Below are 23710 nucleotides of genomic sequence, written 5' to 3'. Positions count from 1 at the left end.
CTTACGCTCCCCCAGTCACGCGCAAGAGCTCTTCGAGCGAGGTCAAGCCCGAGGCGATCCAGCGCTCGCCGTCCTCGCGCAGCGTGCGCATGCCGCGCTCGCGGCCGGCCGCGAGAATCTCCGCGTCGGCTGCGTTGTGGTGAATCATCGTGCGGACCGCATCGTCGATGACGAGCAGCTCGTAGACGCCGCGCCGCCCCGCGTAGCCCGATCGCCCGCATTTGTCGCAGCCTACGGGATGCCAATGCCGACGGCCATCCTCGACGCGCTCCTCCTTGCATGCGGGGCATAGCCGCCGCACGAGCCGCTGCGCAAGGACGCCGAGCAACGATGAAGCGAGCAGATAGGGCTCGACGCCCATGTCGGTCAAACGCGTGACGGCCGAGGCGGCATCGTTCGTGTGCAGCGTCGCCAGCACGAGGTGACCCGTCAGCGAGGCTTGCACGGCGATCTGCGCCGTTTCGAGATCGCGAATCTCGCCGATCATGATGACGTCCGGGTCTTGACGAAGGATCGAGCGCAACGCGCGCGCGAACGTCATGCCGATGCGCTCGTTGACCTGCGTCTGGCCGATACCGGAGAGGTCATACTCGATCGGGTCCTCGACCGTCATGATGTTCGTCGTCGTCGTCTCGAGCCGCGAGAGCGACGCATAAAGCGTCGTCGTCTTGCCCGAGCCTGTCGGTCCCGTCACGAGAACGATGCCGTGCGGTCGCGAAATCAGCTTGTCGAATTGATCGAGCGTATCGGGCCCCATGCCAAGCGCCTCGAGATTCAGGTGCTGCGCATCCTTTTCGAGCAGACGCAGGACGGCGCGTTCGCCATGCCCCGTCGGCAGCGTCGAAACGCGGACATCGACGGGGCGGCCCGCCACGCGCAGCGTGATGCGGCCGTCCTGCGGCAAGCGTTTCTCGGCGATATCGAGCTGCGCCATGATCTTGATGCGCGAAATCAGCGCGCCATGCAGCGCCTTTTTCGGACGCACGACATCGCGCAACGTTCCATCCACGCGGAAGCGCACGACCGACGCATTTTCGAACGGCTCGATGTGGATATCCGATGCGTGCTCGCGCGCCGCCTGCGTGAGCAGCGCGTTGATCATGCGGATGATCGGCGCGTCGTCTTCGGATTCCAGCAGGTCCTCGACTTCGGGAATGTCCTGCATCAGGCGCGACAGATCGACTTCGCCTTCCACCTCGCCGACGATTTGCGCCGCGCTGCCGTCGTTGCGCGCATACGCTTGATTGATCGCCTGCGCGAGTTCGTCGGCCGGCAGCCGCACGGCCGTCAGTGCACCGAAATTACGGGCAACCTCGGCGAGCGCCGCGTCGCTTGTGCGTTCGCTGACCCATACTTCGACGCCTTCGGGGCGCTGATGGGCGACAAGAATCTGGCCGTTGCGCGCGAAGGCGTACGGCACGAGGCGCGCGGCAAGCGGCGAGAGTGCCTCCCGCTCGAGAACCGGCTGTGGCGCTACGCTAGTGCTCATGGTCTTGACGATGTGAAGTCGATCGCGGAGTTGCCGCCGGCGCTTTTACCGGTACCGGGTGCGACGCCGGGTTGGCTCGAGGTCGGCGCGGCCGGCGCCGGCGGCGGCGCCACTTGGGGCGCGGGTGTCGCCGTACCAGCCGGCGGGGGAGGCGCGAACTGCTGGCGCCGCATCTTGTCGAGGTCGAAAAGATTCGTCGCGGGTGCGCCACCTTCGTTCGGGCCGGCCGGAATCGGCGGCACGACCGGGTCGTCCTTGTCGCGGATGACCCTGTTGTCCGACCGATATGCGCCCGTGACGCCCTGGATATAGTCGTAACGGTTCTCTGTCACGGCCCGCGCGGTCTCGCTGTCGCTGATGATGACAGGCCGCAGGAACACCATCAGGTTCGTCTTTTGACGCGTCTTGCCCTCCGAGCGGAACAACTGGCCGATCCACGGAATGTCGCCGAGCAGCGGCACCTTGTTGTTCGAGACCTGGTAGTTGTCCTGCATGAGGCCGCCGAGCACGATGATCTCGCCATTGTCCGCAAGCACGGTCGACTCCACCGAACGCTTGGTGAAGGTCGGACCGGTCACCGAGGTCTGGGTGCCCGCGAGCACCGCCGAATCTTCCGTGTAGATCTGCAGCTTGAGGATTCCGCCGTCGGTAATCTGCGGCTTCACGTGCAGCGTGAGACCGACGTCGCGACGATCATACGTGTTGAATGCGGTGTTTCCCGTGCCGCTCGTCAGGTTCGTGTATTGACCCGTCGGGATAGGCACGTTCTGGCCGACGATGATCTGCGCCTCCTGGTTGTCGAGCGTGACGAGGTTTGGTGTCGACAGCACGTTCGCGTCGCTCGTGCCGGAAAAGTACTGCAGCAAGCCGGAGAGGCCCTGCACACCGAACATGTTGCGCAGCCAGCCGATATTGAGACCCTGGCCGCCCGTCCCTGTGCTGGCCAACGCCGCCGGCAAGCCATTCGTCGCAGCCGTGGCCGTCAGGTTGACGATGCTATTGCCGAGACCGCTCTGGCCGGTCGACAGGTTGGTGCCCCCATAGAGCGCCCCCGTCGCGACCTGCCATTGAATGCCGAGATTCGCCTGGTTGGTCGCGGTGAGTTCGACGATGAGTGCCTCGATATAGACCTGCGGACGCCGCACATCGAGCTGGTCGATCACCGCGCGCAGGTTGCGATAGACGGGATCCGACGCCGTGATGACGAGCGAGTTCGTCGCCGCATCCGCCTGGATCATGCCGCCAGCCGGGTTCTCCTCTGCGCCGCCGCCGCCGCCTTGCGCTTGGCCTAGAAAGCCCGCCTTGCCCAAGCCGCCGCCCGCCATGCCCCCCGACGAGCCCAACCCGCCGCCGCTGCTGCTGCCGAGCGATCCGCTATAAGACGAAGGAAGCGGAGGCGTGCCGGCCGTGCCGGTCGAGAGACCGCCTGCCGCGCCGCCGCCCGCATTGAACGTGTTGGCGTTGCTCGTTTCCGCGCTCGACGTGGCGCCTTCTCCGCCGCCTTTGCCCATCATGCCGCGCAGCGTCTTCGCGAGCGAGACCGCATCGGCGTTGCGCAGTCGAACGACGTGCATGTTCCCGGGCTCCGAGCTCGGCGCATCGAGCTGCTGCACGAGTTTTTTCGCCATCGCGAGCCGCGATTTGTTCGACGCGCGCAGCAACAGCGCATTGCTGCGCGGATCGGCCTGCACCGAGACCTTCAACGTCGCATCGGTGCTTCCGATCGCGCCGGGATCGAGCATCTTCGAGAGCGACTGCGCCATGTCGATCGCATTCGCGTTCTTCAGCGGCACGACTTCGACTTGCTGACCCGCCGCGCTGTCGACGCCGGCGATGATCGCGGCGATGCGTCGCACGTTGTCGGCGTAATCGGTCACGACGAGCGTGTTGTTCGCGGGGTAGGCCGCGATCGTGTTGTTCGGCGAGATCAACGGGCGCAGCACGGGCAGCAGGTTGTTCGCCGATTCGTGATGAAGCTCGAACACCTGCGTGATGACCTGATCGCCGCGCGCGGGCGTCGAATTGCCGACGTAGGTCGGCACGCCTTGCAGTTTGGCGTCCGCCTCGGGCACGACCTTGAGCACCCCGTGATCCTGCACGAGGGCGAAGCCTTGCATCCGCAGCGCGGATTCGAGCGTCTTGATCGCCTGATCCTCGGGGACGGGGTGTTCGGACACGAGGTTGAGCTGCCCCTTGACGCGCGGATCGACGATGATCGTCTTGCCGGTGGCGGCGCCGATCGCCTTCGCGACCTGATCGATGTCCGCGTTGACGAAGTTGAGCGAGACGTCCGCATACGCGAATCGTGTCGTCATCAAGCCCGCGATCAAGAACGCGGTGGCGATGCGGCGCAATGCCCTAGGGTTTCTTGTCATGGAATCAGAGTTGAATGCGAAAGCGATAAGCGGCTCTTCGCGGCAATCCACCGCGGCGCGCCGAGGCACGGCCCTTTCGGGCCGGTGCGCCGCCGCTGAAAAGCCGAACATTAGCAGCTTTTTATGTCCCAATAATCACAAAATTCGAGACCTGCGCCATTTCCCAAAAGGCGGGCGGCAGCGCGCTACAGTAAGCCGCGCGTCATCAAGTTGTCCGCACCCGGCTCGCTTATGTCCGTCCGGCCGGTTTGCGGACGTTCCCTCAGCCGGTATGATACGAGCGGACATTTTCGATGGAATGCTCCGGTGACCCGGGTTTTCCCGGGCGCTGAGCGCGCGCTTCGGTTCATGGAACATAAAAGGGCGACACAAAAGACACAGGTAAGGCAAGGTAAGAAAATGCAAGGCGACTTGGTATCGGCAGTGGGTCGAACGATCGATTCGGCCATCGTTCGAAATAAACGGACGAAGCTCATCGCGCGAGCCATCGTGATGGTTGCCGCAAGTTTGTCGGCAAGCCTCGCGAGCGTAGGCGCACGCGCGGATTGCTTCGACGAAGCGGCCCGTTACCAGAAAGTGAACCCGCTGATCCTGCGCGCCATCGCCTGGCAGGAATCGCATAACACGCCGGACGCCCTTCACAAGAACGTCAACGGCTCGACGGACTACGGACTCATGCAGATCAACTCCGTGCACCTGCCCGTACTGAAGCAGTACGGCATTTCGTCGGAGACGCTGATGGAGCCGTGCAAGAACGTCTATATCGCAGCCTGGCACCTGCGACAAAAGATGAACAAGTACGGGAACACATGGGAAGCCGTGGGTGCGTACCACTCTGAAACCCCGGCCCTGCGCGATCGTTATGCGCGCCAGATCGTCGATATTCTCAGCCGTTGGAAGCTGTTGCAGGCGCAACGCTAGCTGAATCGCGGAATACTGCGCATGTCGTGCAGGGCGGCATTCTAACAGCAATTTCTCGAGCTGCGTCGATCTTGGCGCGATCTCGGCTCATCAAACCCTCAATCGGCGTGAACCCGCCCTCAACGCCCGGCGTCGCCGCGATTGGTGCAAAATGCTCGCTGCACCGCGTTTTGCCGGCCGCGCGCCGCCTCTTTCACCTACCGATCCGCCATCATGAATCAGCCTCCTTTGCCCGTTACCGTGCTGTCGGGTTTTCTCGGCGCGGGCAAGACCACGCTGCTCAAGCATATCCTCGCCAATCGCGCCGGCCTGCGCGTCGCCGTCATCGTCAACGATCTCGCGACCGTCAACATCGACGCCTCGCTCGTGCGTGACGCCGCGACGCTGTCGCACGTGGAGGAACGGCTCGTCGAGATGTCGAACGGCTGCATCTGCTGCACGTTGCGCGACGATCTGTTGACCGAGATCCGGCAACTCGCGGGCGAGGGCCGCTTCGATGCGATCGTCATCGAAGCGACAGGCATCGCCGAACCCATGCCGATCGCCGAAACGTTCGCCATGACCGATGACGAGGGGGTGTCGCTCTCGGATGCCGCGCGCCTCGATACGATGGTCACCGTCGTCGACGCGCTCAACTTTCTGCGCGATTACGAATCGTCCGATGCGCTCGCGGAGCGAGGCCTCGCCGCGAGCGACGAAGACGATCGCACGCTCGTCGAGCTGCTGATCGAGCAGGTCGAATTCTGCGACGTGCTCGTCGTCAACAAGGCCGATCTCGTCGATGCCGACACGCTCACCCGACTGCAGCGCATCCTCGCGCGTCTCAATCCGCGCGCGATTCAAATAGTGAGCCGCTTCGGCGCCGTGCCGCTGCGCGAAGTGCTCGACACCAAGCGTTTCGATTTCGACGCGGCCGCGAATGCGCCGGGCTGGCTCGCATCGCTCGCACACTCGCACGGCGACACGAGCGACGGGGATCACGAGCATGCGCACGAACACCACGAGCATCGCGGCGAAGCCGACAAGTACGGAATCGACAGCTTCGTCTACCGTGCGCGGCGGCCGTTTCACCCGGAGCGGCTATGGGCGCTCTTGCACGAGGAGTGGCGTGGCGTTTTGCGCAGCAAGGGTTTTTTTTGGCTCGCGACGCGTCATGACGTCGTCGGCTCGCTTTCGCAGGCGGGCGGCGCGTGCCGACACGGTCCGGCCGGTTTCTGGTGGGCGGCTCAGCCGCGCGAGGAATGGCCCGACGACGCCGAGCTCGCGGTCGAGATCGCGGCCGACTGGCACGGCGACGCGAACGACACGACGATCGGGGATCGGCGTCAGGAGCTCGTTATGATCGGCGTCGATCTCGATGCGGCATATTGGCGCACCAAGCTCGATGCATGTCTTCTGACCGACGACGAATATGCGCTCGGTCCTTCCGGCTGGGCTGGCTTTGCCGATCCTTTCCCGATGTGGGACCTCGGCGTCGAAGACAGCGACGAAGACGGGACCGGACAGATCGTGCATTGAGGCCCGGCTCCTCACTGCGGCTTTTTGCAAGAATCGACGACGCTAATAAAAAACCCGCCGTATCGGCGGGTTCTCGACGAGACATCGAGCGCTGAGCTCAACGCTTGTTGACAGCATCCTTGAAAGCCTTGCCCGCCGTGAACTTCACGGTCTTCGCCGCCGGGATCTTGATCGTTTCGCCCGTCTTCGGGTTGCGGCCCGTGCGGGCTGCGCGCTTACCCGAACCGAAGCTGCCGAAGCCGATCAGTTGAACCGAGTCCCCCTTGGACACTGCCTTCTTGATCACTTCGAGCAGCGTGTCCAGCGTTTCGCCAGTCTGAGCCTTGCTGGCGCCCGTCTGACCTGCGACGGCGTCGATCAGTTCCTGTTTGTTCATTAACGTTCCTCTTTTCAGATTGAATTGACACTGACGGCGCGAATTACGCCCATCATCGTACGCAAGCTGTGCCGTCCTGTAGCTGTGGCGAAGCGTGCGCCACCGGCTGCGGCGCCGGGCCCCGGCGCAACGGTCGTGCGGCGCTTGCTATGATAGCTCAGCGCAAACCCAATAACGGCAAGGCTTCCGAAGAATTTAACGCTTCTTAACCTTGTCGCTGCTGGGTTTCCCGCATTGTCGTACTCGAAAACCCCGCCTGCCAAGGGATTCCCGGGGTTGCCACACGCCGACGTTGGATTTTGCCAACGTTCCCGAAAAGCCATGACCGCTCCTCTCAGACCCGCCACGCTTGCCTTTCGCGACGACGGCACGCCGTATTCGCCCGCCTATGACGACGTCTATCACAGCGCCGCCGGTGCGCTCGCGCAGGCGCAGCATGTGTTCATCGGCGGCAACGGGCTGCCTTCCCGCTGGCGCGGCAGGCGTCTTTTCACGATCCTCGAAACGGGCTTTGGGCTGGGCGGCAATTTCCTCGCGACGTGGGCCGCCTGGCGCGGCGACCCCGCTCGACCGCAGCGTCTGGCCTTCGTCTCCATCGAAAAACACCCGTTTTCCGCACACGACCTGCGCGCGCTTCACGAGCGGTTCGTTGCGTATGCAACCATCGCGCCGCTCGCCCACGCGCTCGCCGACGCTTGGCCATTACCGCTTCCCGGCGTTCACCGGCTCGAATTCGAAGGAGGGCGCGTCACATTGACGATCGCTTTCGGCGACGCGCTCGAGCTACTCCCGAAGCTTTGGTTGCGCGCCGACGCGTTCTATCTCGACGGCTTTTCCCCGGCCAAGAATCCCGATCTCTGGTCGCCGCCCGTCTTCAAGGCGCTGGCGCGACTCGCCGGGAAGGACGCGACGCTCGCGACCTACACGAGCGCCGGACACGTCAGACGCGGGCTCGAAGCGGCCGGCTTCGTCTGCGCGAAGGCGCAAGGGTTCGCCGGCAAGCGCGAGATGCTCGTCGGCACGTTCGCGCCGCGCTGGCGCGTACGCCGTCACGAACCGCCTTTGCCGATCGACTGTACCGAGCGGCAAGCCGTCGTGATAGGCGCCGGACTCGCCGGCTGCGCAGTGACCGAGCGGCTCGTCGCGCGCGGCTGGCAGGTGACGCTCGTCGACCGCCATGCGCGTGTTGCCAGCGAGACGTCGGGCAACCCAGGCGCCGTCTTTCATCCGTTGCTGTCGCGCGACGACAGCGTCGCCTCGCGCATTTCGCGAGCGGGCTTCCTTTACGCGCTCGATCGCTGGCGCGTGCTCGAAGTGGCCGGCCACCGATTCGAACGCAGCGCGAATGGCCTTCTCCATTTGCCGGCCGACGAAGAGGAAGAACAAACGCTTGCTGAAGCGATTGCGGCCCACACTTTCCCGGCCGAGTTCGCACGAATGCTGTCGGCTGGCGAAGCGCAGGCTCTCGCAGGTGCGGCACTGACAGGTCTGTCGGTTCGCGGCTGCTTTTATCCGCAAGGGGGCTCGTTGAACCCGGCGGCACTGGCGGCGGCGCTGTGCTCGAGTGCTGCGCACGCATCGAGCTGGCGCGGTGGGGCGCAAGTTGATCGGATCGTGCGCGAAGGCGTTGTCTGGAACGTGATCGACGATGCCGGCCGACTCGTCGCACGCGCGCCTGTCGTCATCGTCGCGAATGCACATGACGCGGCTCGTCTCGCCCGCTCGCGCCACGTGCCGACGCGCATCGTGCGCGGCCAACTCACGCTGCTCCCGCCGCGCTTTGCGACGGGCTTGCGAGTCCCGGTTATCGGCGACGGCTATGCAGTGCCGCTAGCTGACGGCTTGCTGACCGGCGCCACCTACGAACCCGACGACGAAGACGCGGCCATCCGCCCCTCGGGCCATGCCGAAAACCTTGCACGACTGTCGAAACTGATTCCCTCGTTGACGAACGAGCTCGCCGCGATCGACCCCGCAACGCCCGCGGGCCGCGTCGGTTTTCGCTGCGTCACGAGCGATCGCCTGCCGATGGCCGGTCAATTTGCCGACGAGCGCGCGAGCGAGATGCAAGCCGCCAGCCTACGCGGCGCCTGGCCGCTCGACCTGCCGCGTGACGAAGGGCTCTACGGCGCTTTCGCGTTCGGTTCGCGCGGCCTCGTGTGGGCGGCGCTCGCGGCGGAACTCGTCGCCTCGCAGATCGAAGGGGAACCGTGGCCGCTGGAACGCGACCTCGCCGAGTCCCTCGATCCGGCGCGTTACTTGCTCCGTGCGCTGCGGCACGGTCTGGCGGATCGCTTCGCGTAAGACTCCGTAGCGAAGAAAAGCCAGTGAGTGTGGGAGTGTGGGGACAACCGCTACGTTATCCACCGATGCCTGTGGGTAACCTGGCGAAGAGCGGCTGAAAACGCTGTGAAATCGATGTGGACGTAAACGGGACAAACGACGGAGGGGCGGACGACGTCAAAAAGTTGTGCCGGGAAAGCCGGCCGCGCCTCACACGGTGCTCAGAAGGTTATGCGTTTTCCAACTCATTGATTCCAACAGCCAAATGCGTGTTATGCACAGAATTCAGAGCAGCTTGTTAACTGCTACTACTTGTATACATACGTAAACGATGTAAACCAACGACGTGCTGCCGCTCAACCGCTGGATCGGGCCGGTCGTACGGCGAACGCGGGAGGTCGTTGGCGGAACGGCGCTGTCTCGTGTCCGATGCGCGCAGCTGCGGAGCCTTGAAATCGGATAGTTTTTCCGCTGCTTGTATTGTCGCGCGTCATTTCTACCGAAATCGCGGCAGATCTATGTCGAATCGCTACAGAACGCGCAGGTTGTGGCACAATCCGCGTTCTTCCTGCATGCGTTGCACGTTCGAGCCTGGAAAATTGCGGGGCTCGACGGAACGGCGAAAGCCGGTTCGGAATCTCAGACCTGAGCGGCCGCGTCCGTTCTCATTCATCTCGCCAGGCAGCGTGAGCGCCGCTCACCGCGAACACGTTGCCGGCAATTCGCCGTAGGTCGGCCCGTCGAATTCGAGCGGGCATCGCCGGGCGCCGGTGGCTACCGCCGGCCCAGGGGCCGGTTCGCCGGCTGCCGCCATCCGCGTCCGTCGGCCTCATGCCCGATCGGACGAGCACGCACACCAGCCGCTTTCCGATATCCGAGGGCGGCTTGTCCGTAAAGGAGAAGCTATTCATGACATCGGCGTTTTCCTTTCTGCCGAGTTGGCCGTTCCCGCTGAACGGTATCTTCTGGGCGGGACTCGCCTTGTTCGTCGCGGGACTGTGCGGCGAGCTCTGCTACCGGGCATGGCGCCTGCCCCGCATCTCCGGGTATGCCGTCATCGGTCTCATCGCCGGCTCGGCCGGCGTCGGCGCGATCGATGCCGACATGATCGATACGTCGCGGGTGCTGCTCGACGTCGGGCTCGGACTGTTGCTGTTCGAGCTCGGCAGCCGGCTCGATCTGCGCTGGGTCCGCCGTAATCCCTGGCTGATCCTGTCGAGCCTGACCGAAGCGACGCTGACGTTCGCGCTCGTGCTCGTGGTCTTGTTGTTCGCGAAAGTTTCGCCGCCCGTCGCGACCGTGCTGGCGGCTATTTCGATGTCGACGTCACCGGCGATGGTCATTCAGCTCAAGACGGAGCTGCGGGCCGAAGGGCAGGTGACGCAGCGGCTGCTCACGCTTACCGCGCTCAACAGCATGTACGCCGTCATCGTCGAGAAGATCGTCTCCGCCTGGCTTCATCAGGAGGTCTACGGGAATGTGTTCGCCACCATCGTCCAGCCGCTTTACCTGATTGCCGGCTCGCTCATCGTCGCGTTTCTGCTCGCGCGCGCCTGCATGTTCTTTTACCGGCGCGTCAACATGCAGGACGAGCACTCGTTCGTCGCGCTTTTCGGGCTCGTGCTGCTTGCGATCGCCGTGGCGAACATTTTCAAGCTCTCGACGATCCTGAGCCTGCTCGCGGCCGGCATCATCGTGAAGAACCTTGAAGAGAAACCGCAGCTTTGGCCGCAGCACTTCGGCACGGCGGGCTGGCTGCTCACGGTGATTCTGTTCGTGCTGACGCTCACGTCGTTCGAGTGGAAGGATGTGGCGATCGGCGGCGTCGCGGCGCTCGGCCTCATCGTCGCGCGCTTCGTCGCGAAGCTCGTCGGCGTGCTCGCGTTCGCGAAGCCGAGCGGCCTCGGGTGGAAGCAGGGCCTCGCGCTCGGCCTTTCGCTCGCTCCGATGTCGGCGCTCGCTTATCTGCTCGTCGACGACACATACCAGCTCTACCCGCAATTCGATCCGACGCTGCGGGCCGTCGCGCTCAGCGCTATCGTCGTGTTGCAGCTCGTCGGGCCTTGGATCGTCTATCGGAGCCTGACGCTCGTCGGCGAGCGCCGGGCGTGAGCGTCTGGCAGTTCCAGAACAGGAAAGAAATATGGCACTTGAACCCTTCGTCGACTCCAAACCGTTCACGTTCGGTGTCGAGCTCGAGATCCAGGTCGTCAACAAGCACGACTACGATCTGACGAAAGCGGCTTCGGATCTGATGCGTCTCGTCAAGGACCAGAAGATTCCGGGAAACATCACGCCCGAGATCACCGAAAGCATGATCGAGCTTTCGACGGGCATTTGCACGTCGCACGAAGAAGCGCTCTCTCAGCTGCGCACGATTCGCGACACGCTCGTGGCCGCGGCGGATCAGCTCAACGTCGGTCTTTGCGGCGGCGGCACGCATGCGTTCCAGCATTGGACGGAGCGGCAGATCTTCGACGCGCCGCGCTTTCAGTACCTGTCGGAGCTCTACGGCTATCTGGCGAAGCAATTCACCGTATTCGGCCAACACGTTCACATCGGCTGTCCCGACGCCGACAGCGCGCTGTTCCTGCTTCATGCCATGTCGCGCTTCATTCCGCATTTCATCGCGCTTACGGCTTCTTCTCCGTACGTGCAGGGTGTCGATACGGGGTTTCACTCGGCACGGCTCAACTCGGTGTTCGCCTTTCCGCTATCGGGCCGCGCGCCGTTCGTGCTGACCTGGGACGGCTTCGAAGAGTACTTTTCGAAGATGGTGGCGACGGGCGTCGTCAACAGCATGAAGGATTTCTACTGGGATATCCGGCCGAAGCCCGGCTTCGGCACGATCGAGGTGCGCGTGATGGATACGCCGCTATCGATCGACCGGGCCGCGGCGATCGCCTGCTACATCCAGACGCTCGCACGCCATCTGCTCGTCGACAAGCCTTTCACCCCGAAGGAAGACGACTACCTCGTCTACACGTTCAACCGCTTCGAGGCCTGCCGCTTCGGCCTGGGCGGAACCTGCATCGATCCGCAAACCGGCGCGCGTCGCACGATATACGAAGACATCCTCGATACGCTCAAGACGATCGCACCCCACGCTCAGGCGCTTCATTCGGGTGCCGCACTCGATCAGATCGCCGTTATCGCGCGGGAACAGATGAACGATGCGACGTGGCTGCGAAGTGTCGTCGCCAAAGAAAAGTCGCTCCACGAGGCAGTGCGGCAACAGTGCGTGCGCTGGCGCAGTTTCTAGGTTTGTTTAACTTAGAACGTATACAAAAGTAGTAGTAGTTAACAAGCCACGGCCGGCGCTGTGGAAAACGTCAAATCTTGCCGACGCTTCAACGGCATGCGTAAACGATAACCGCGTGGACCCAACGTGCATGACGGAAAGATGCGGCTCATAACTCGAGTCGCACTTTTTGGGATTCGTACGTTATCGAAGATCCTGCCACAGAAGATTCACGCGGTTATACACGACTTATCCACAGAGTTTCGCGAATAACTGGCTCGACAGACGCGTTCGCTCGCTTAAAATGGCGGACTTGGCGCTTTAGAGGGTTATCGCGTAAACGACGCTGCGCAGCGCTCGCAAGCGTAAACTCAGGTGTGCGTCGTACCGTCTCGACAGATGAAAAATTGATCCCACGTCGAGCGATAGACTCGGGAATAGTAAAATTCTGCAGGCTCGAGAGGGCGAGTCATCCCACGGAGGTTGCGGCGCGTCGCGTGGTAGGCGCACACTGGCAACCGGATCAGCAGCGGCATGCTGTCAATGGCGAATAGCGAAGAAAGACTATGAGCGAAGGTGCATACGGAGAGCAAGCGACGGGGCGGGTGACCCATAGTTTGCTGAGATTGAATACGGCGATGCGCAGCCAGGCGTGGGAATGGGCGGAAAGTGCCGGATTGACGCCGACGCAAGGGGAAATACTCGTTCTGCTCATGCAGCGCAAGATGCCATTGCGGCTCGGGGAGATTGCGCGCGAGACCGCGCTGACTGCCGCTACGACGAGCGATGCGGTCAGCACGCTCGAAGCGAAGGGCCTCATCGAAAAGCGGCGTGCGCACGAGGATGGGCGCGCGCTTGCCGTGCGCTTGACGGGGAAAGGACGCTCGGCGGCCAAGCGTGCGCTCCAATGGCCCGATTTCCTCAGCACGGCGATCGATACGCTCGGCGGCGACGAGCAGGCCATCTTCTATCGCACGTTATTGAAGATGATCCGCCAACTTCAGGTCCAGGGCGACATCCCGGCACACAGGATGTGCATGACGTGCTGTCATTTGGAACCGAGCAAAAACGCAAAAAGGGCACCGCATCGGTGCCTGGCGCTCGGCGTCTCGTTGGGCGACGTCGAGCTGCGCCTCGATTGCGAGGCGCACGAGGAGGCCGATTCAGCGACGCAGAAGAAAATATGGAAGATCTTCGCGCAGCAGGGCTGAGTTCGACGTTGAACGAAGATATCGTCAGCGTGTACGATCACGTTTTGTGACGGACATGACGTCACTTGCCGACGCGGCGCCCATCGGGCGCCGCGTTTTCTATCCCATGGTCGAAAGCGCTCTCAGGTGCGGCGACGCGTGCGCGCCGCGGTAGCGGCATAGTTGGTTTTCAGAGGATTCGTCGATGAGTTCACGCAAGTTGGTCGTGCGCCGCTCAGGTGTGCATGGCAAGGGCGTGTTTGCCGCCGCGCCGCTCAGCGCGGGTGAGCGGCTGCTGGAGTACAAGGGTCAACGGATCTCGTGGAAGGAAGCGCAGCGCCGGCATCCGCACAATCCCGACGAACCGAACCATACGTTCTATTTCGCGCTCGAGGACGGCCGCGTCATCGACGGCAACGTGGACGGCAACAGCGCGCGTTGGATCAATCATTCATGCGCGCCGAACTGCGAGGCCGAGGAAGTCGAGGGGCGCGTGTTCATTCGCGCGTTGCGCGATATCGATGCCGACGAGGAATTGTTCTACGACTACGGCCTCGTGGTGGACGTGCGGCTCACGAAGAAGCTCAAGGCGGAATACGGCTGCCGCTGCGGCGCACGCAAATGCCGCGGCACGATGCTCGCGCCGAAAGGCAACGGCAAGAACGGCAAGGGCTGAGCGCGCTGCGCTGAAAGCCCGGCTTTTCAGCTGTCGCGCAATGCCGAAGCCGCTTCGGCGTGCGGCTTCGCGTCGGTCGGCGCCTGCGCCTCTCCCGCGAGCGGAATGCGCAGGATAAACCGGGCGCCGCCCTCGGGTGCGTCCGCGTATTGCACCTCGCCGCCATGCAGATTCATGATGTCGTGGACGATCGCGAGGCCGAGGCCCGCCCCCGCGTCGACGCCTTCGTCGTCCGAGTTGGCCCTGTCGCCGCGGAAGAATCGCTTGAAAAGATCGGCCTGCAACGCGACCGGGATGCCTGAGCCATTGTCTTCGACGACGATCTGCGCAAAGGCTCCTCGGGCGGCGTCGAGCCGCGTGACCGTCACCGTGACGCGCGCGCCTTCGCGGCGAGCCGACGGCGCATACTTGAGCGCGTTGTCGATCAGGTTCGCGACGACTTCCCGCAGCAAAACGGGGTTACCGCGCGCGATGAGCGGCGTGTCGTTGCTCGGATCGTCGAGACGCTGGAAGCCTAGATCGACATGAGCGGCGAGGGCCCTCGGCACCCATTCGGCACCCGTCTCGAATGCAAGCGCGGCGATATCCACATCGACGAAGCGCGCCGCTTGCGCACCGGGCTCCGCTCGCGCGAGGGAAAGCAATTGGTTGGAAAGTCGCACGGCCCGGTCCGCGGCCGCGCGCAGTTCGCGCACGGCCGCGAGCGTCTGATTCGGGTCGCGCGCGTTTGCCGCCTGTTCGGCATGCAGCTTCACCGCCGTCAACGGCGTGCGCAGTTGATGGGCGGCATCGGCAATGAATTTGCGCTGGGCGTCGAGCGCGGCCTTCAACCGTTCCAGCAGTGCGTTCAACGCGCTCGTTAGCGGACGGATCTCCGCAGGGACATGCGTTTCGTCGACTTTCTCGAGCGACATGTGCGTCTGCCGGTTCAGCGAATCGGCAAGTGCCGTCAACGGGCCCAGCTGCTGATTGACGACGCGCCAGACGATCCCCCAACCTGCAAATAGCAATAGCAGCAGCGGCATCATGATGGCGACGAGGAACTCGGCCGCGATCCGGTATCGATGCCGTAGCCGCTGCGCCACCTCGACGATGATCGGCCTGCCGTCCGGCTGCGTGACGCGAACCTGAGCCACGCGAACATGCATGTCGTGATACTGCGTTTCGAAAACATAGGCGAAGCGCAATTGGCGTACGCTCTTGCCGTCGAGCGGCAAATCGCCATCGCCGGCGATATCGCGTTCGCCGTCGCTGATCCGATAGATCAAGTGCTGGGCGGGGTCGGAGAACATCGCCTGCGCGAGCGGCGGCACTGAAATTCGCGCGTTGGGTCCGGCTATCTGGATTTGCTTCGAGATGGCCGCGGCCAGATCGGCAAGCGACCGGTCGATCACGTGCTGCGTGTACTGCCAGGCGAGCCAGTAGGCGATGAGACCACTCATCAAGGCGAGCAGCGACAGCGGCCCCGCGAGGCGCCGCAGTAGCGAACGGCGCAGACTGGTTGCAGCGGGGTCATGCATGATCGACTAGACGCGATCCTTTACGAAGCCTGACGAATTTCCTGCAACAGATAGCCGAAGCCGCGCACCGTCACGATTTCGACTCGGCAGTTTTCGAGCTTCTTGCGGACGCGGTGCACATAGACTTCGATGGCCGTGTCGCCGAGGTCGCCGCCGAAGTGCGTCAGATGGTCCTGCAGTTGTGCCTTGCTGACGACGCGCCCGTGGCGCAGCAGCAGCATCTCCAACACAGCGAACTCGCGCGGCGAAAGCTCGAGCGGCTTGTCTTCGTTGAAGATGCGGCGGTCGACGCCCGAAAGACGCACGCCGCCCAATGAGACTTCGGGCCGCGGCGCGTCGTTCGCGGGACCGCTTCGGCGCATCACCGCGCGAATGCGCGCTTCGAGCTCGGCGGGCTCGAAAGGCTTGAGCATGTAGTCGTCGGCGCCAGCGTTCAGACCCTGAACGCGGTCGTTCAGCTCGTCACGCGCCGTCAGCACGATGACTGGCGTATGCCGGTTGCCTTGACGGAAGCGCGAGAGCAGCGTCATGCCGTCGATGCCGGGCAAGCCCAGATCGAGAATGACGAGCTCGTGGCGATTTTGCGTCAGGGCTTGCTCGGCAAAAATGCCGTCGTGAACCATGTCGACGGTGAAGCCGACTTGTTCGAGACTGCTTTGGATACCGCGCGCGATGGGGCGGTCGTCTTCGATCAGGAGAAGTCGCATGGAAGTCGCTCAAGTACAATGGGTTAGGCATTCAGCACGCGACTCGCAAGGCGGGCACGCCGTTCGCGGGTGCCCCGCCGCTACATCGCGCGCGTGCCGCCACAAGCGATCGGCCGAAAGCCGCGGGTAGCCACACAGCCATCACGCGAATCATATGTCCGAAATTACGATCAACGAACTGGAAGCCGCGATCAACTTCTGGCGAACCCGATCGCCTTCGACAGGCGACGAACTGAGCTTGTGCAAGGAGGCAAGCGCGCTCTCCAAGCCGTATGCGTTGCTGATTGTACAGCGTCGGACGGCGGTGCCGGAGGAAGGCCTCGAGCCCGCCGCGCGCGCCGCGTGGAACGATTTTCTGAAGGCGCGCCGCGAAGAGGCAGGCAGCGCGGGCGTCTGACGCGGTTCGGGCAGGCCGTAGCGCGGCGGCGCGAGCGGCTGCCCACGTAAGCCGGCTCGCGAAGGGTTTTGGTTACCGGCTGTTACGAGCGCACTCGAGCCCCGTTCCTTTTGGGGAAGAGTCGCGAATGAAGTGGGCGTGGAGGCGACATCATGACTGACGAAACGATCCCCGCGGGCAAGTTCGACTATGTGATCGTCGGCGCGGGAACGGCAGGCTGCTTGCTGGCGAACCGGCTCTCCGCGGATCGCGAAGTGACTGTCTTGCTCGTCGAGGCAGGCGGCAAGGATGACTATCCCTGGATTCATGTTCCCGTCGGCTATCTCTACTGCATCGGCAATCCGCGCACGGACTGGCTTTACCGCACCTGCGCCGAGCCTGGCCTCAATGGGCGCACGCTTTCGTATCCGCGCGGGCGCGTGCTCGGCGGCAGCTCGTCGATCAACGGCATGATCTACATGCGCGGCCAGCGCGAGGATTACGACGAGTGGGCGCGCGTGACGGGCGATTCGTCGTGGTCGTGGGATGCGGTCCTGCCGGTCTTCAAGCGCAGCGAGGATCATCACGGCGGCGCGAACGAATGGCACGGCGCGGGCGGGCCGTGGCGCGTGGAAAAACAGCGCCTCAAATGGAAGGTGCTCGAGGCGTTCCATGAAGCGGCGCAACAGACAGGCATCCCCGCAACCGAGGATTTCAATCGCGGCGACAACGCGGGCGTCGGCTACTTCGAAGTCAATCAGAAACGCGGCGTGCGTTGGAATGCGTCGAAGGCGTTCCTGCGGCCCGCGCTTTCGCGTCCGAATCTGACGGTCGTCACAAACGCGCATGTGCGCCGGCTCGTGATGGAAGGCACGCGCTACACCGGTATCGAGTATTGGCGAGACAAACTCGAGGCTCGACGATTCGTCGCGCGCGCCCGCTGCGAAGTGATCGTCGCGGCGGGCGCCGTCAATTCGCCGCAATTGCTCGAGCTCTCGGGCATCGGCAATGGCGCGCGGCTGCAGAGGCTCGGCATCGAGGTCGTGCGGGATTTGCGCGGCGTCGGCGAGAACCTGCAGGACCATCTGCAATTGCGCATGGCTTATCGCGTCGAGGGCGTGCGCACGTTGAACACGCTTTCCGCCCACTGGTGGGGCAAGCTTTGGATTGCCGCGCAATATGCGCTGTCGAGGAGCGGCCCGATGTCGATGTCGCCGTCGCAACTCGGTGCGTTCGCGAAGTCCTCGACCGACGACGAATCGATTACGCGTCCCGATATCGAATATCACGTGCAGCCGCTCTCGCTCGATCGTTTCGGCGAGCCGCTCCATCGTTTCAATGCATTCACGGCGTCGGCTTGCCCCTTGAGGCCGACCTCGCGCGGCAGCATTCATATCGAATCGCCGGATGCCCACGCGCCGCCGACCATTGCGCCGAACTATCTCTCGACGGATTACGACCGGCACGTGGCGGCCAACGCCTTGCGCCTCACGCGGCGCATCGTGGCTTCGCCCGCGCTCGAGCGCTATGCGCCAACCGAGCTTCTGCCCGGCATCGAGTTTCAGACGGAAGACGAACTCGTGAAGGCGGCCGGCGCGATCGGCACGACGATCTTCCACCCGGTCGGCACATGCCGAATGGGTACGGCCGATGATCCCGGGGCCGTCGTCGACGCGCGGCTCGCGGTCATCGGCATGGAGGGCTTGCGCGTGGTCGATGCGTCCGTCATGCCGACGATTACATCGGGCAATACCAATTCGCCGACGCTGATGATTGCCGAGCGCGCAAGCGAAATGATTCGCGCGGATCGGCTCGCTCGGACGGGGACCGTCGCGGTGAGCGCGCGAGATGCAATTTCCGCGCCGATTACGTAAAGAAACCTAAGTGCAAATCCCAATGATTGCGCTGCATCAATGGCGAGACAATTCGCGGTGCCGCATGGTGCGGGGCCGATCTTCCCGAAATGATGCACCATGCCAAAGAATGGGGCGATCCTATCGAAGCCTCGCAACGAATGGCGACGCCGACCGGGCGCGCTCCAACAATGGCATGCTTCGTCACTTCGCATGGAAGGGGACATGATTCTCGGCGACACGATTCTCGAAACGCGCGGCCTTACGAAAGAGTTCAAAGGATTCACCGCCGTCAACGGTGTGAATCTGCGCGTGCGACGTGGTTCGATTCATGCATTGATCGGCCCCAACGGCGCCGGCAAGACGACTTGCTTCAATTTGCTTACGAAGTTTCTCGAGCCCACGGCCGGGCAAATTGTTTTCAACCATATCGACATCACGCGTGAAAAGCCGGCGCAAATCGCGCGGCGCGGCATTATTCGCTCGTTTCAGATTTCAGCCGTCTTTCCTCATTTGACGGTTTTGCAAAATGTGCGTGTCGGTCTGCAGCGCACGCTCGGCACTGCCTATCACTTCTGGCGCAGCGACCGTTTGCTGCGGCAGCTCGACGAGCGCGCAAGAGAGTTGCTCGGGCAGGTCGGCCTGACCGATTTTGCCGATACGCTGACAGTCGAGCTCTCTTACGGCCGCAAGCGCGCACTCGAGATCGCGACGACGCTTGCCATGGAGCCCGAGCTGATGCTGCTCGACGAGCCGACGCAGGGCATGGGCCACGAAGATGTCGATCGTGTGACAGCGCTGATCAAGAAGGTGTCCACGGGTCGCACGATTCTGATGGTCGAGCACAACATGAACGTCATCGCGGGGATCTCCGATACGATCACGGTTTTGCAGCGCGGCGAAGTGCTCGCCGAAGGCAGCTATGCCGAAGTATCGAAGAACCCGCTCGTGATGCAAGCCTACATGGGCAGCGCCGACGCCGCGTTGACGGGGACGCACGGATGAACGATACACAACGCGAAAACATCGAGGCGGGCAGCGTGATCGAGGAAGCGAGGCAGGGCACGCCGGCGCTGACGATCGCGGGGTTGCAGGCCTGGTACGGGGAATCGCATATCCTGCACGGCGTCGATCTGACCGTGAACCGCGGCGAGGTCGTGACGCTGCTCGGGCGCAATGGAGCGGGGCGCACCACCACACTGCGCGCGATCATGGGGCTCACGGGCCGCCGCACGGGTTCGGTGAAGATCGGCGAGCGCGAGACCATCGGGCTGCCCACGCACCGGATCGCGCACTGCGGCGTGGGCTTTTGCCCGGAGGAGCGCGGCATCTTTTCGAGCCTCTCGTGCGAGGAGAACCTGATCCTTCCGCCGATGGTCGGCAGCGCGAAGGATGCGATGTCGATCGACGAGATCTACGAGATGTTCCCGAATCTGAAGGAACGCCGCGCGAGCCAGGGCACACGTCTTTCCGGCGGCGAGCAGCAGATGCTCGCCGTCGCGCGGATCCTGCGCACGGGCGCGAATCTGCTCTTGCTCGACGAGATTTCAGAAGGCCTCGCGCCGGTGATCGTCCAGACGCTTGCGCGCATGATCCTGACGCTGAAGGCGCGCGGCTACACGATCGTGATGGTCGAGCAGAACTTTCGCTTCGCCGCGCCGCTCGCGGATCGCTTCTACGTGATGGAGCACGGCCGCATCGTCGAGCGCTTCGTCGCGAGCGAGCTCGAAAGCAAGATGCCGGTGCTGCACGATCTGCTCGGCGTTTGAGCAGCATCGGAGGGCACACGCACGAAACGTGCGCTTCGCATGCGCTGCTCGTCGTACAGGCTGCCTCGCGGCATCCTGGGCGATTGGCATGCGACATGCCACCTTTCTTACGTCTCACGTTGCACGCTAGAACCAATAACGCAAAGAAGGAGATACGAATGAAGACGAAGTTCCTCGCACGCGTGGTACGCACTCTCGCAATGACAAGCGCGGCTTGCGCCGTTGCCTTGCCCGTGCAACATGCCACGGCCGACGAGAACGCAGTCACGATCGGTTTCATCACCGACATGTCGGGCCTCTATGCCGACATCGACGGCAAGGGCGGCGCGACCGCCATTCAGATGGCCATCGACGATTTCGGCGGGAAAGTGAACGGCAAGCCGATCAAGCTGCTGACGGCCGATCACCAGAACAAGGCCGATATCGCCGCCACGACGGCGCGCAAGTGGATCGACACGGAAGGCCTCGACATGCTGATCGGCGGGACGAACTCGGCGACGGGGCTTTCGATGAACGATGTCGTCAAGGACAAGAAGCGGCCGTTCTATGTGATCGGCGCGGGTACCGACGCCCTCACCAACAAGCAGTGCACGCCTTACACCGTTCACTACGCGTATGACACCACGGCGCTGGCGAGGGGCACCGGTTCCGCGATCGTGAAGCAAGGCTTCAAGACCTGGTACTTCCTGACCGCCGACTACGCATTTGGCAAGTCGCTCGACAAGAACACGACCGAGGTCGTCGAGAAGAACGGCGGCAAGGTGCTCGGTCATGCGTTCCATCCGCTCTCAGCTTCCGACTTCTCGTCGTTCCTGCTGCAGGCGCAAGCGTCGAAGGCCCAGGTGCTCGGTCTCGCGAATGCGGGCAACGATACGGTGAACTCGCTGAAGGCGGCGAAGGAATTCGGCATCACGAAGACGATGAAGATCGCCGCGCTGCTGATGTTCATCGACGACGTGCACAGCGTCGGCCTGCCGACGGCTCAGGGTCTGCTGCTGACGGATAGCTGGTACTGGGATCAGAACGACAAGGCGCGTGCGTGGGCGGAAAAGTACATGAAGAAGACGGGCAAGATGCCGTCGAGCCTGCAGGCCGCTGACTACTCGGCGACGATGAACTACCTGAACGCCGTGAAAGCGGCCGGCACGACCGATCCCGACAAGGTGATGGAGCAGGTCAGGAAGACGAAGATCGACGACTTCTATGCGAAGGGCGAGATTCGTCCCGATGGTGTCATGCTGCACGACATGTACCTCTATCAAGTGAAGACGCCGGCCGAGTCGAAGAAGCCGTGGGATTACTACACGCTGAAAGCGACGATTCCGGGCGATCAGGCGTTCGGGACGAAGGCCGAGACTCAGTGCGACCTTTGGAAGTGATTCGGGGTTGAGGCTTGATGTGCGATCGGAGTCGGCGCGCTTTGGCGTCAGCGCCTACTCCGATCCACGGGACATGGTTTTACTTTGACGGCAGGCAGGTTCAATGGATATCTTCGGCATTCCGTTGCAGGCGTTGTTGAGCCAGCTCCTGCTCGGGCTCGTCAACGGATCGTTCTACGCGATCCTGAGCCTCGGGCTGGCGGTGATCTTCGGCATGCTCAACGTGATCAACTTCGCCCATGGCGCCTTGTTCATGCTCGGCGCGATGCTCGCCTGGATGGGGCTCAACTATCTGGGTCTGCCGTACTGGGCGATGATCGTGCTCGCGCCGCTCGTCATCGGCGCGTTCGGCATCGTGATCGAACGCTCGATGCTGCGCTGGCTCTACCGGCTCGATCATCTCTACGGGCTTTTGCTGACGTTCGGCCTGACGCTCGTGATCGAAGGCGTGTTCCGCTCAGTCTACGGATCGTCGGGCCAGCCTTACGATGTGCCCGATTTGCTTGCGGGCGCAACGAATCTCGGCTTCATGTACTTGCCGAACTATCGCGCGTGGGTCGTCGTCGCGTCGCTCGTCGTCTGCTTCGCGACCTGGTTCGTGATCGAAAAGACGCGCATCGGCTCGTATCTTCGCGCGGGCACCGAAAATCCGAAGCTCGTCGAAGCGTTCGGCGTCAACGTGCCCGTCATGATTACGCTCACTTACGGTTTCGGCGTCGCGCTCGCCGCGTTCGCGGGTGTGCTCGCCGCACCGGTGATCCAGGTTTCGCCGCTGATGGGCCAGTCGATGATCATCACCGTCTTCGCCGTCGTCGTGATCGGCGGGATGGGATCGATCATGGGCTCGATCGTCACGGGCCTTATGCTCGGGGTCATCGAAGGCTTCACACGCGTCTTTTATCCGCAGGCGTCGGCCACCGTCGTCTTCGTCATCATGGCGATCGTGCTGCTCGTGCGGCCAGCAGGTCTTTTCGGCAAGGAACGGTGATGCAGAGAAAAGCGCTCTACGGCCTTTTGTTCTTGGGCCTTCTCATCGCGCCGTGGGCCGGCGTCTATCCGATCTTCGTCATGAAGGTGCTCTGCTTCGCGCTGTTCGCGGCGGCCTTCAATTTGCTCATCGGGTATACAGGACTGCTCTCGTTCGGTCACGCGATGTTTCTCGCGACGGCCGGCTACGTCACGGGCTTTACGATGCAGTCGCTCGGTCTTGCGCCTATTCTCGGCGTGCTGGCCGGCACGGCGAGCGCGACGCTGCTCGGTCTCGTCGTCGGCCTCTTCGCGATCAGGCGCCAGGGCATCTACTTCGCGATGGTGACGCTCGCGTTCGCGCAGATGATCTACTTCATCTATCTGCAAGTGCCTTTCACGCATGGCGAGGACGGCCTGCAAGGCGTGCCGCGCGGGACGCTCTTCGGCCTCGTCAACCTCTCGTCGGACCTCGCGCTCTACTACGTCGTGCTCGTCGTGATCGCGCTCGCGTTCCTGCTCATCGTGCGCATCGTCCATTCGCCGTTCGGCGAGCTCATGACGGCGATCCGCGAAAACGAGCCGCGCGCCACTTCGCTCGGTTACGACACCGATCGTTTCAAGCTGCTCGCGTTCGTGCTGTCCGCGGGGCTCGCCGGTCTCGCGGGTGCGATGAAAGTACTCGTGCTCGGCTTCGAAACGCTCAGCGACGCGCATTGGACGATGTCGGGCCTCGTCATCCTCATGACGCTCGTGGGAGGCATGGGCACGCTGTTCGGGCCGCTGCTCGGGGCCGCGCTCATCGTGACGCTCGAAGACCGGCTCGGCGACATCGGCTCGTTCATCGCGTCGATCACGGGCATCACGTGGTTCGGCTCGCTCGGCGAATCGACGACGATCGTCATCGGCTTCATCTTCATCGCTTGCGTGCTCGCGTTCAGGCGCGGCATCGTGGGCGAAGTCGTCGCACGCGTGCGGACGTTGCGGGCCTGATGCGCTAATTCCGTGCGGGCTTGCACCACTAGGGAAAGTGCTAGGTTGTCGCATCAGACGGGGGCGTTTAATCTTCGT

Annotated in this window: 19 protein-coding genes; 14 read left to right on the top strand and 5 right to left on the bottom strand. The window is 63.1% G+C overall.

Features of this window, described 5'->3' with window-relative positions:
• Position 1: 1 nt before the first annotated feature.
• Both gspE and gspD read right to left on the bottom strand, forming a co-directional pair.
• A complete protein-coding gene (gene gspE / locus AB4Y31_RS09525; RefSeq protein ID WP_368673720.1) occupies positions 2–1489 on the bottom strand; it encodes a type II secretion system ATPase GspE in 1488 nt (495 codons plus the stop codon).
• Positions 1486–3864, bottom strand: coding sequence for a type II secretion system secretin GspD (gspD, locus tag AB4Y31_RS09520; protein WP_368673719.1), 2379 nt, complete (start codon positions 3862–3864; stop codon positions 1486–1488). Before gspD ends, gspE begins: the two co-directional genes overlap by 4 nt.
• Positions 3865–4356: 492 nt before the next feature.
• On the opposite strand from gspD, the gene AB4Y31_RS09515 reads away from it, so the two are divergent.
• Positions 4357–4785, top strand: coding sequence for a lytic transglycosylase domain-containing protein (locus tag AB4Y31_RS09515; RefSeq protein ID WP_085952730.1), 429 nt, complete (start codon positions 4357–4359; stop codon positions 4783–4785).
• Positions 4786–4998: 213 nt separating this feature from the next.
• Positions 4999–6303, top strand: coding sequence for a GTP-binding protein (locus AB4Y31_RS09510; protein WP_368673718.1), 1305 nt, complete (start codon positions 4999–5001; stop codon positions 6301–6303).
• 97 nt (positions 6304–6400) lie between these two features.
• Here the strand turns inward: AB4Y31_RS09510 and AB4Y31_RS09505 are convergent, their stop codons facing one another.
• Positions 6401–6679 carry an HU family DNA-binding protein gene (locus tag AB4Y31_RS09505; RefSeq protein WP_018441348.1) on the bottom strand — a complete coding sequence of 93 codons (279 nt, stop codon included), beginning with the start codon at positions 6677–6679 and terminating at the stop codon, positions 6401–6403.
• Between the two features lie 321 nt (positions 6680–7000).
• Here AB4Y31_RS09505 and mnmC point away from each other — a divergent pair, with 321 nt between their 5' ends.
• From mnmC to AB4Y31_RS09480, 5 genes are all read left to right on the top strand, one after another.
• Complete coding sequence (gene mnmC, locus AB4Y31_RS09500) at positions 7001–8983, top strand: bifunctional tRNA (5-methylaminomethyl-2-thiouridine)(34)-methyltransferase MnmD/FAD-dependent 5-carboxymethylaminomethyl-2-thiouridine(34) oxidoreductase MnmC (protein ID WP_368673717.1); 1983 nt, start codon at positions 7001–7003, stop codon at positions 8981–8983.
• Positions 8984–9871: 888 nt separating this feature from the next.
• Positions 9872–11074: a cation:proton antiporter gene (locus tag AB4Y31_RS09495; protein WP_368673716.1), complete on the top strand. Its 1203-nt coding sequence runs from the start codon at positions 9872–9874 to the stop codon at positions 11072–11074.
• Between the two features lie 31 nt (positions 11075–11105).
• Positions 11106–12224, top strand: a complete 1119-nt coding sequence (locus AB4Y31_RS09490; protein WP_368673715.1) for a YbdK family carboxylate-amine ligase — start codon at positions 11106–11108, stop codon at positions 12222–12224.
• 545 nt (positions 12225–12769) lie between these two features.
• Complete coding sequence (locus AB4Y31_RS09485) at positions 12770–13414, top strand: MarR family winged helix-turn-helix transcriptional regulator (RefSeq protein ID WP_368673714.1); 645 nt, start codon at positions 12770–12772, stop codon at positions 13412–13414.
• 184 nt (positions 13415–13598) lie between these two features.
• Positions 13599–14069, top strand: coding sequence for an SET domain-containing protein (locus AB4Y31_RS09480; protein WP_018441355.1), 471 nt, complete (start codon positions 13599–13601; stop codon positions 14067–14069).
• Positions 14070–14095: 26 nt separating this feature from the next.
• Here the strand turns inward: AB4Y31_RS09480 and AB4Y31_RS09475 are convergent, their stop codons facing one another.
• Together AB4Y31_RS09475 and AB4Y31_RS09470 are read right to left on the bottom strand one after the other, a co-directional pair.
• Positions 14096–15589 carry a sensor histidine kinase N-terminal domain-containing protein gene (locus AB4Y31_RS09475; protein ID WP_368673713.1) on the bottom strand — a complete coding sequence of 498 codons (1494 nt, stop codon included), beginning with the start codon at positions 15587–15589 and terminating at the stop codon, positions 14096–14098.
• 20 nt (positions 15590–15609) lie between these two features.
• On the bottom strand, positions 15610–16296 hold the full coding sequence (locus AB4Y31_RS09470; RefSeq protein WP_107150078.1) for a response regulator transcription factor: 687 nt from the start codon (positions 16294–16296) through the stop codon (positions 15610–15612).
• Positions 16297–16450: 154 nt separating this feature from the next.
• On the opposite strand from AB4Y31_RS09470, the gene AB4Y31_RS09465 reads away from it, so the two are divergent.
• From AB4Y31_RS09465 to AB4Y31_RS09435, 7 genes are all read left to right on the top strand, one after another.
• Positions 16451–16693: a DUF3717 domain-containing protein gene (locus AB4Y31_RS09465; RefSeq protein WP_368673712.1), complete on the top strand. Its 243-nt coding sequence runs from the start codon at positions 16451–16453 to the stop codon at positions 16691–16693.
• A gap of 152 nt (positions 16694–16845) precedes the next feature.
• Complete coding sequence (locus AB4Y31_RS09460; protein ID WP_368673711.1) at positions 16846–18546, top strand: GMC family oxidoreductase; 1701 nt, start codon at positions 16846–16848, stop codon at positions 18544–18546.
• 204 nt (positions 18547–18750) lie between these two features.
• Entirely contained in the window at positions 18751–19530 is a 780-nt protein-coding gene (locus tag AB4Y31_RS09455; protein ID WP_368673710.1) for an ABC transporter ATP-binding protein, read from the top strand.
• On the top strand, positions 19527–20294 hold the full coding sequence (locus AB4Y31_RS09450; RefSeq protein ID WP_368673709.1) for an ABC transporter ATP-binding protein: 768 nt from the start codon (positions 19527–19529) through the stop codon (positions 20292–20294). The genes AB4Y31_RS09455 and AB4Y31_RS09450 overlap by 4 nt, the downstream gene beginning before the upstream one ends.
• 200 nt (positions 20295–20494) lie before the next feature.
• A complete protein-coding gene (locus AB4Y31_RS09445) occupies positions 20495–21673 on the top strand; it encodes an ABC transporter substrate-binding protein (RefSeq protein ID WP_368674468.1) in 1179 nt (392 codons plus the stop codon).
• Between the two features lie 103 nt (positions 21674–21776).
• Complete coding sequence (locus tag AB4Y31_RS09440) at positions 21777–22661, top strand: branched-chain amino acid ABC transporter permease (RefSeq protein WP_018441363.1); 885 nt, start codon at positions 21777–21779, stop codon at positions 22659–22661.
• Positions 22661–23632 carry a branched-chain amino acid ABC transporter permease gene (locus AB4Y31_RS09435; protein ID WP_368673708.1) on the top strand — a complete coding sequence of 324 codons (972 nt, stop codon included), beginning with the start codon at positions 22661–22663 and terminating at the stop codon, positions 23630–23632. The genes AB4Y31_RS09440 and AB4Y31_RS09435 overlap by 1 nt, the downstream gene beginning before the upstream one ends.
• Positions 23633–23710 lie beyond the last annotated feature (78 nt).

The sequence above is a fragment of the Trinickia sp. EG282A genome, assembly GCF_040965455.1.
In the GTDB taxonomy this organism is placed as follows: Bacteria; Pseudomonadota; Gammaproteobacteria; order Burkholderiales; family Burkholderiaceae; genus Trinickia; species Trinickia symbiotica.
Note: the sequence above shows the minus strand (reverse complement) of the source record. Positions and strands in the feature narration are given on the sequence as shown.

Excerpts from the sequence above, each read along its gene's own strand:
- gspD (WP_368673719.1), bottom strand. The coding sequence starts at position 3,864 with ATGACAAGAAACCCTAGGGCATTGCGCCGCATCGCCACCGCGTTCTTG.
- AB4Y31_RS09465 (WP_368673712.1), top strand. The coding sequence starts at position 16,451 with ATGTCCGAAATTACGATCAACGAACTGGAAGCCGCGATCAACTTCTGG.
- gspE (WP_368673720.1), bottom strand. The coding sequence starts at position 1,489 with ATGAGCACTAGCGTAGCGCCACAGCCGGTTCTCGAGCGGGAGGCACTC.
- AB4Y31_RS09495 (WP_368673716.1), top strand. The coding sequence starts at position 9,872 with ATGACATCGGCGTTTTCCTTTCTGCCGAGTTGGCCGTTCCCGCTGAAC.
- AB4Y31_RS09515 (WP_085952730.1), top strand. The coding sequence starts at position 4,357 with ATGGTTGCCGCAAGTTTGTCGGCAAGCCTCGCGAGCGTAGGCGCACGC.
- AB4Y31_RS09445 (WP_368674468.1), top strand. The coding sequence starts at position 20,495 with ATGACAAGCGCGGCTTGCGCCGTTGCCTTGCCCGTGCAACATGCCACG.
- AB4Y31_RS09455 (WP_368673710.1), top strand. The coding sequence starts at position 18,751 with ATGATTCTCGGCGACACGATTCTCGAAACGCGCGGCCTTACGAAAGAG.
- mnmC (WP_368673717.1), top strand. The coding sequence starts at position 7,001 with ATGACCGCTCCTCTCAGACCCGCCACGCTTGCCTTTCGCGACGACGGC.
- AB4Y31_RS09435 (WP_368673708.1), top strand. The coding sequence starts at position 22,661 with ATGCAGAGAAAAGCGCTCTACGGCCTTTTGTTCTTGGGCCTTCTCATC.
- AB4Y31_RS09470 (WP_107150078.1), bottom strand. The coding sequence starts at position 16,296 with ATGCGACTTCTCCTGATCGAAGACGACCGCCCCATCGCGCGCGGTATC.
- AB4Y31_RS09440 (WP_018441363.1), top strand. The coding sequence starts at position 21,777 with ATGGATATCTTCGGCATTCCGTTGCAGGCGTTGTTGAGCCAGCTCCTG.
- AB4Y31_RS09480 (WP_018441355.1), top strand. The coding sequence starts at position 13,599 with ATGAGTTCACGCAAGTTGGTCGTGCGCCGCTCAGGTGTGCATGGCAAG.
- AB4Y31_RS09460 (WP_368673711.1), top strand. The coding sequence starts at position 16,846 with ATGACTGACGAAACGATCCCCGCGGGCAAGTTCGACTATGTGATCGTC.
- AB4Y31_RS09485 (WP_368673714.1), top strand. The coding sequence starts at position 12,770 with ATGAGCGAAGGTGCATACGGAGAGCAAGCGACGGGGCGGGTGACCCAT.
- AB4Y31_RS09510 (WP_368673718.1), top strand. The coding sequence starts at position 4,999 with ATGAATCAGCCTCCTTTGCCCGTTACCGTGCTGTCGGGTTTTCTCGGC.
- AB4Y31_RS09450 (WP_368673709.1), top strand. The coding sequence starts at position 19,527 with ATGAACGATACACAACGCGAAAACATCGAGGCGGGCAGCGTGATCGAG.
- AB4Y31_RS09475 (WP_368673713.1), bottom strand. The coding sequence starts at position 15,589 with ATGCATGACCCCGCTGCAACCAGTCTGCGCCGTTCGCTACTGCGGCGC.
- AB4Y31_RS09505 (WP_018441348.1), bottom strand. The coding sequence starts at position 6,679 with ATGAACAAACAGGAACTGATCGACGCCGTCGCAGGTCAGACGGGCGCC.
- AB4Y31_RS09490 (WP_368673715.1), top strand. The coding sequence starts at position 11,106 with ATGGCACTTGAACCCTTCGTCGACTCCAAACCGTTCACGTTCGGTGTC.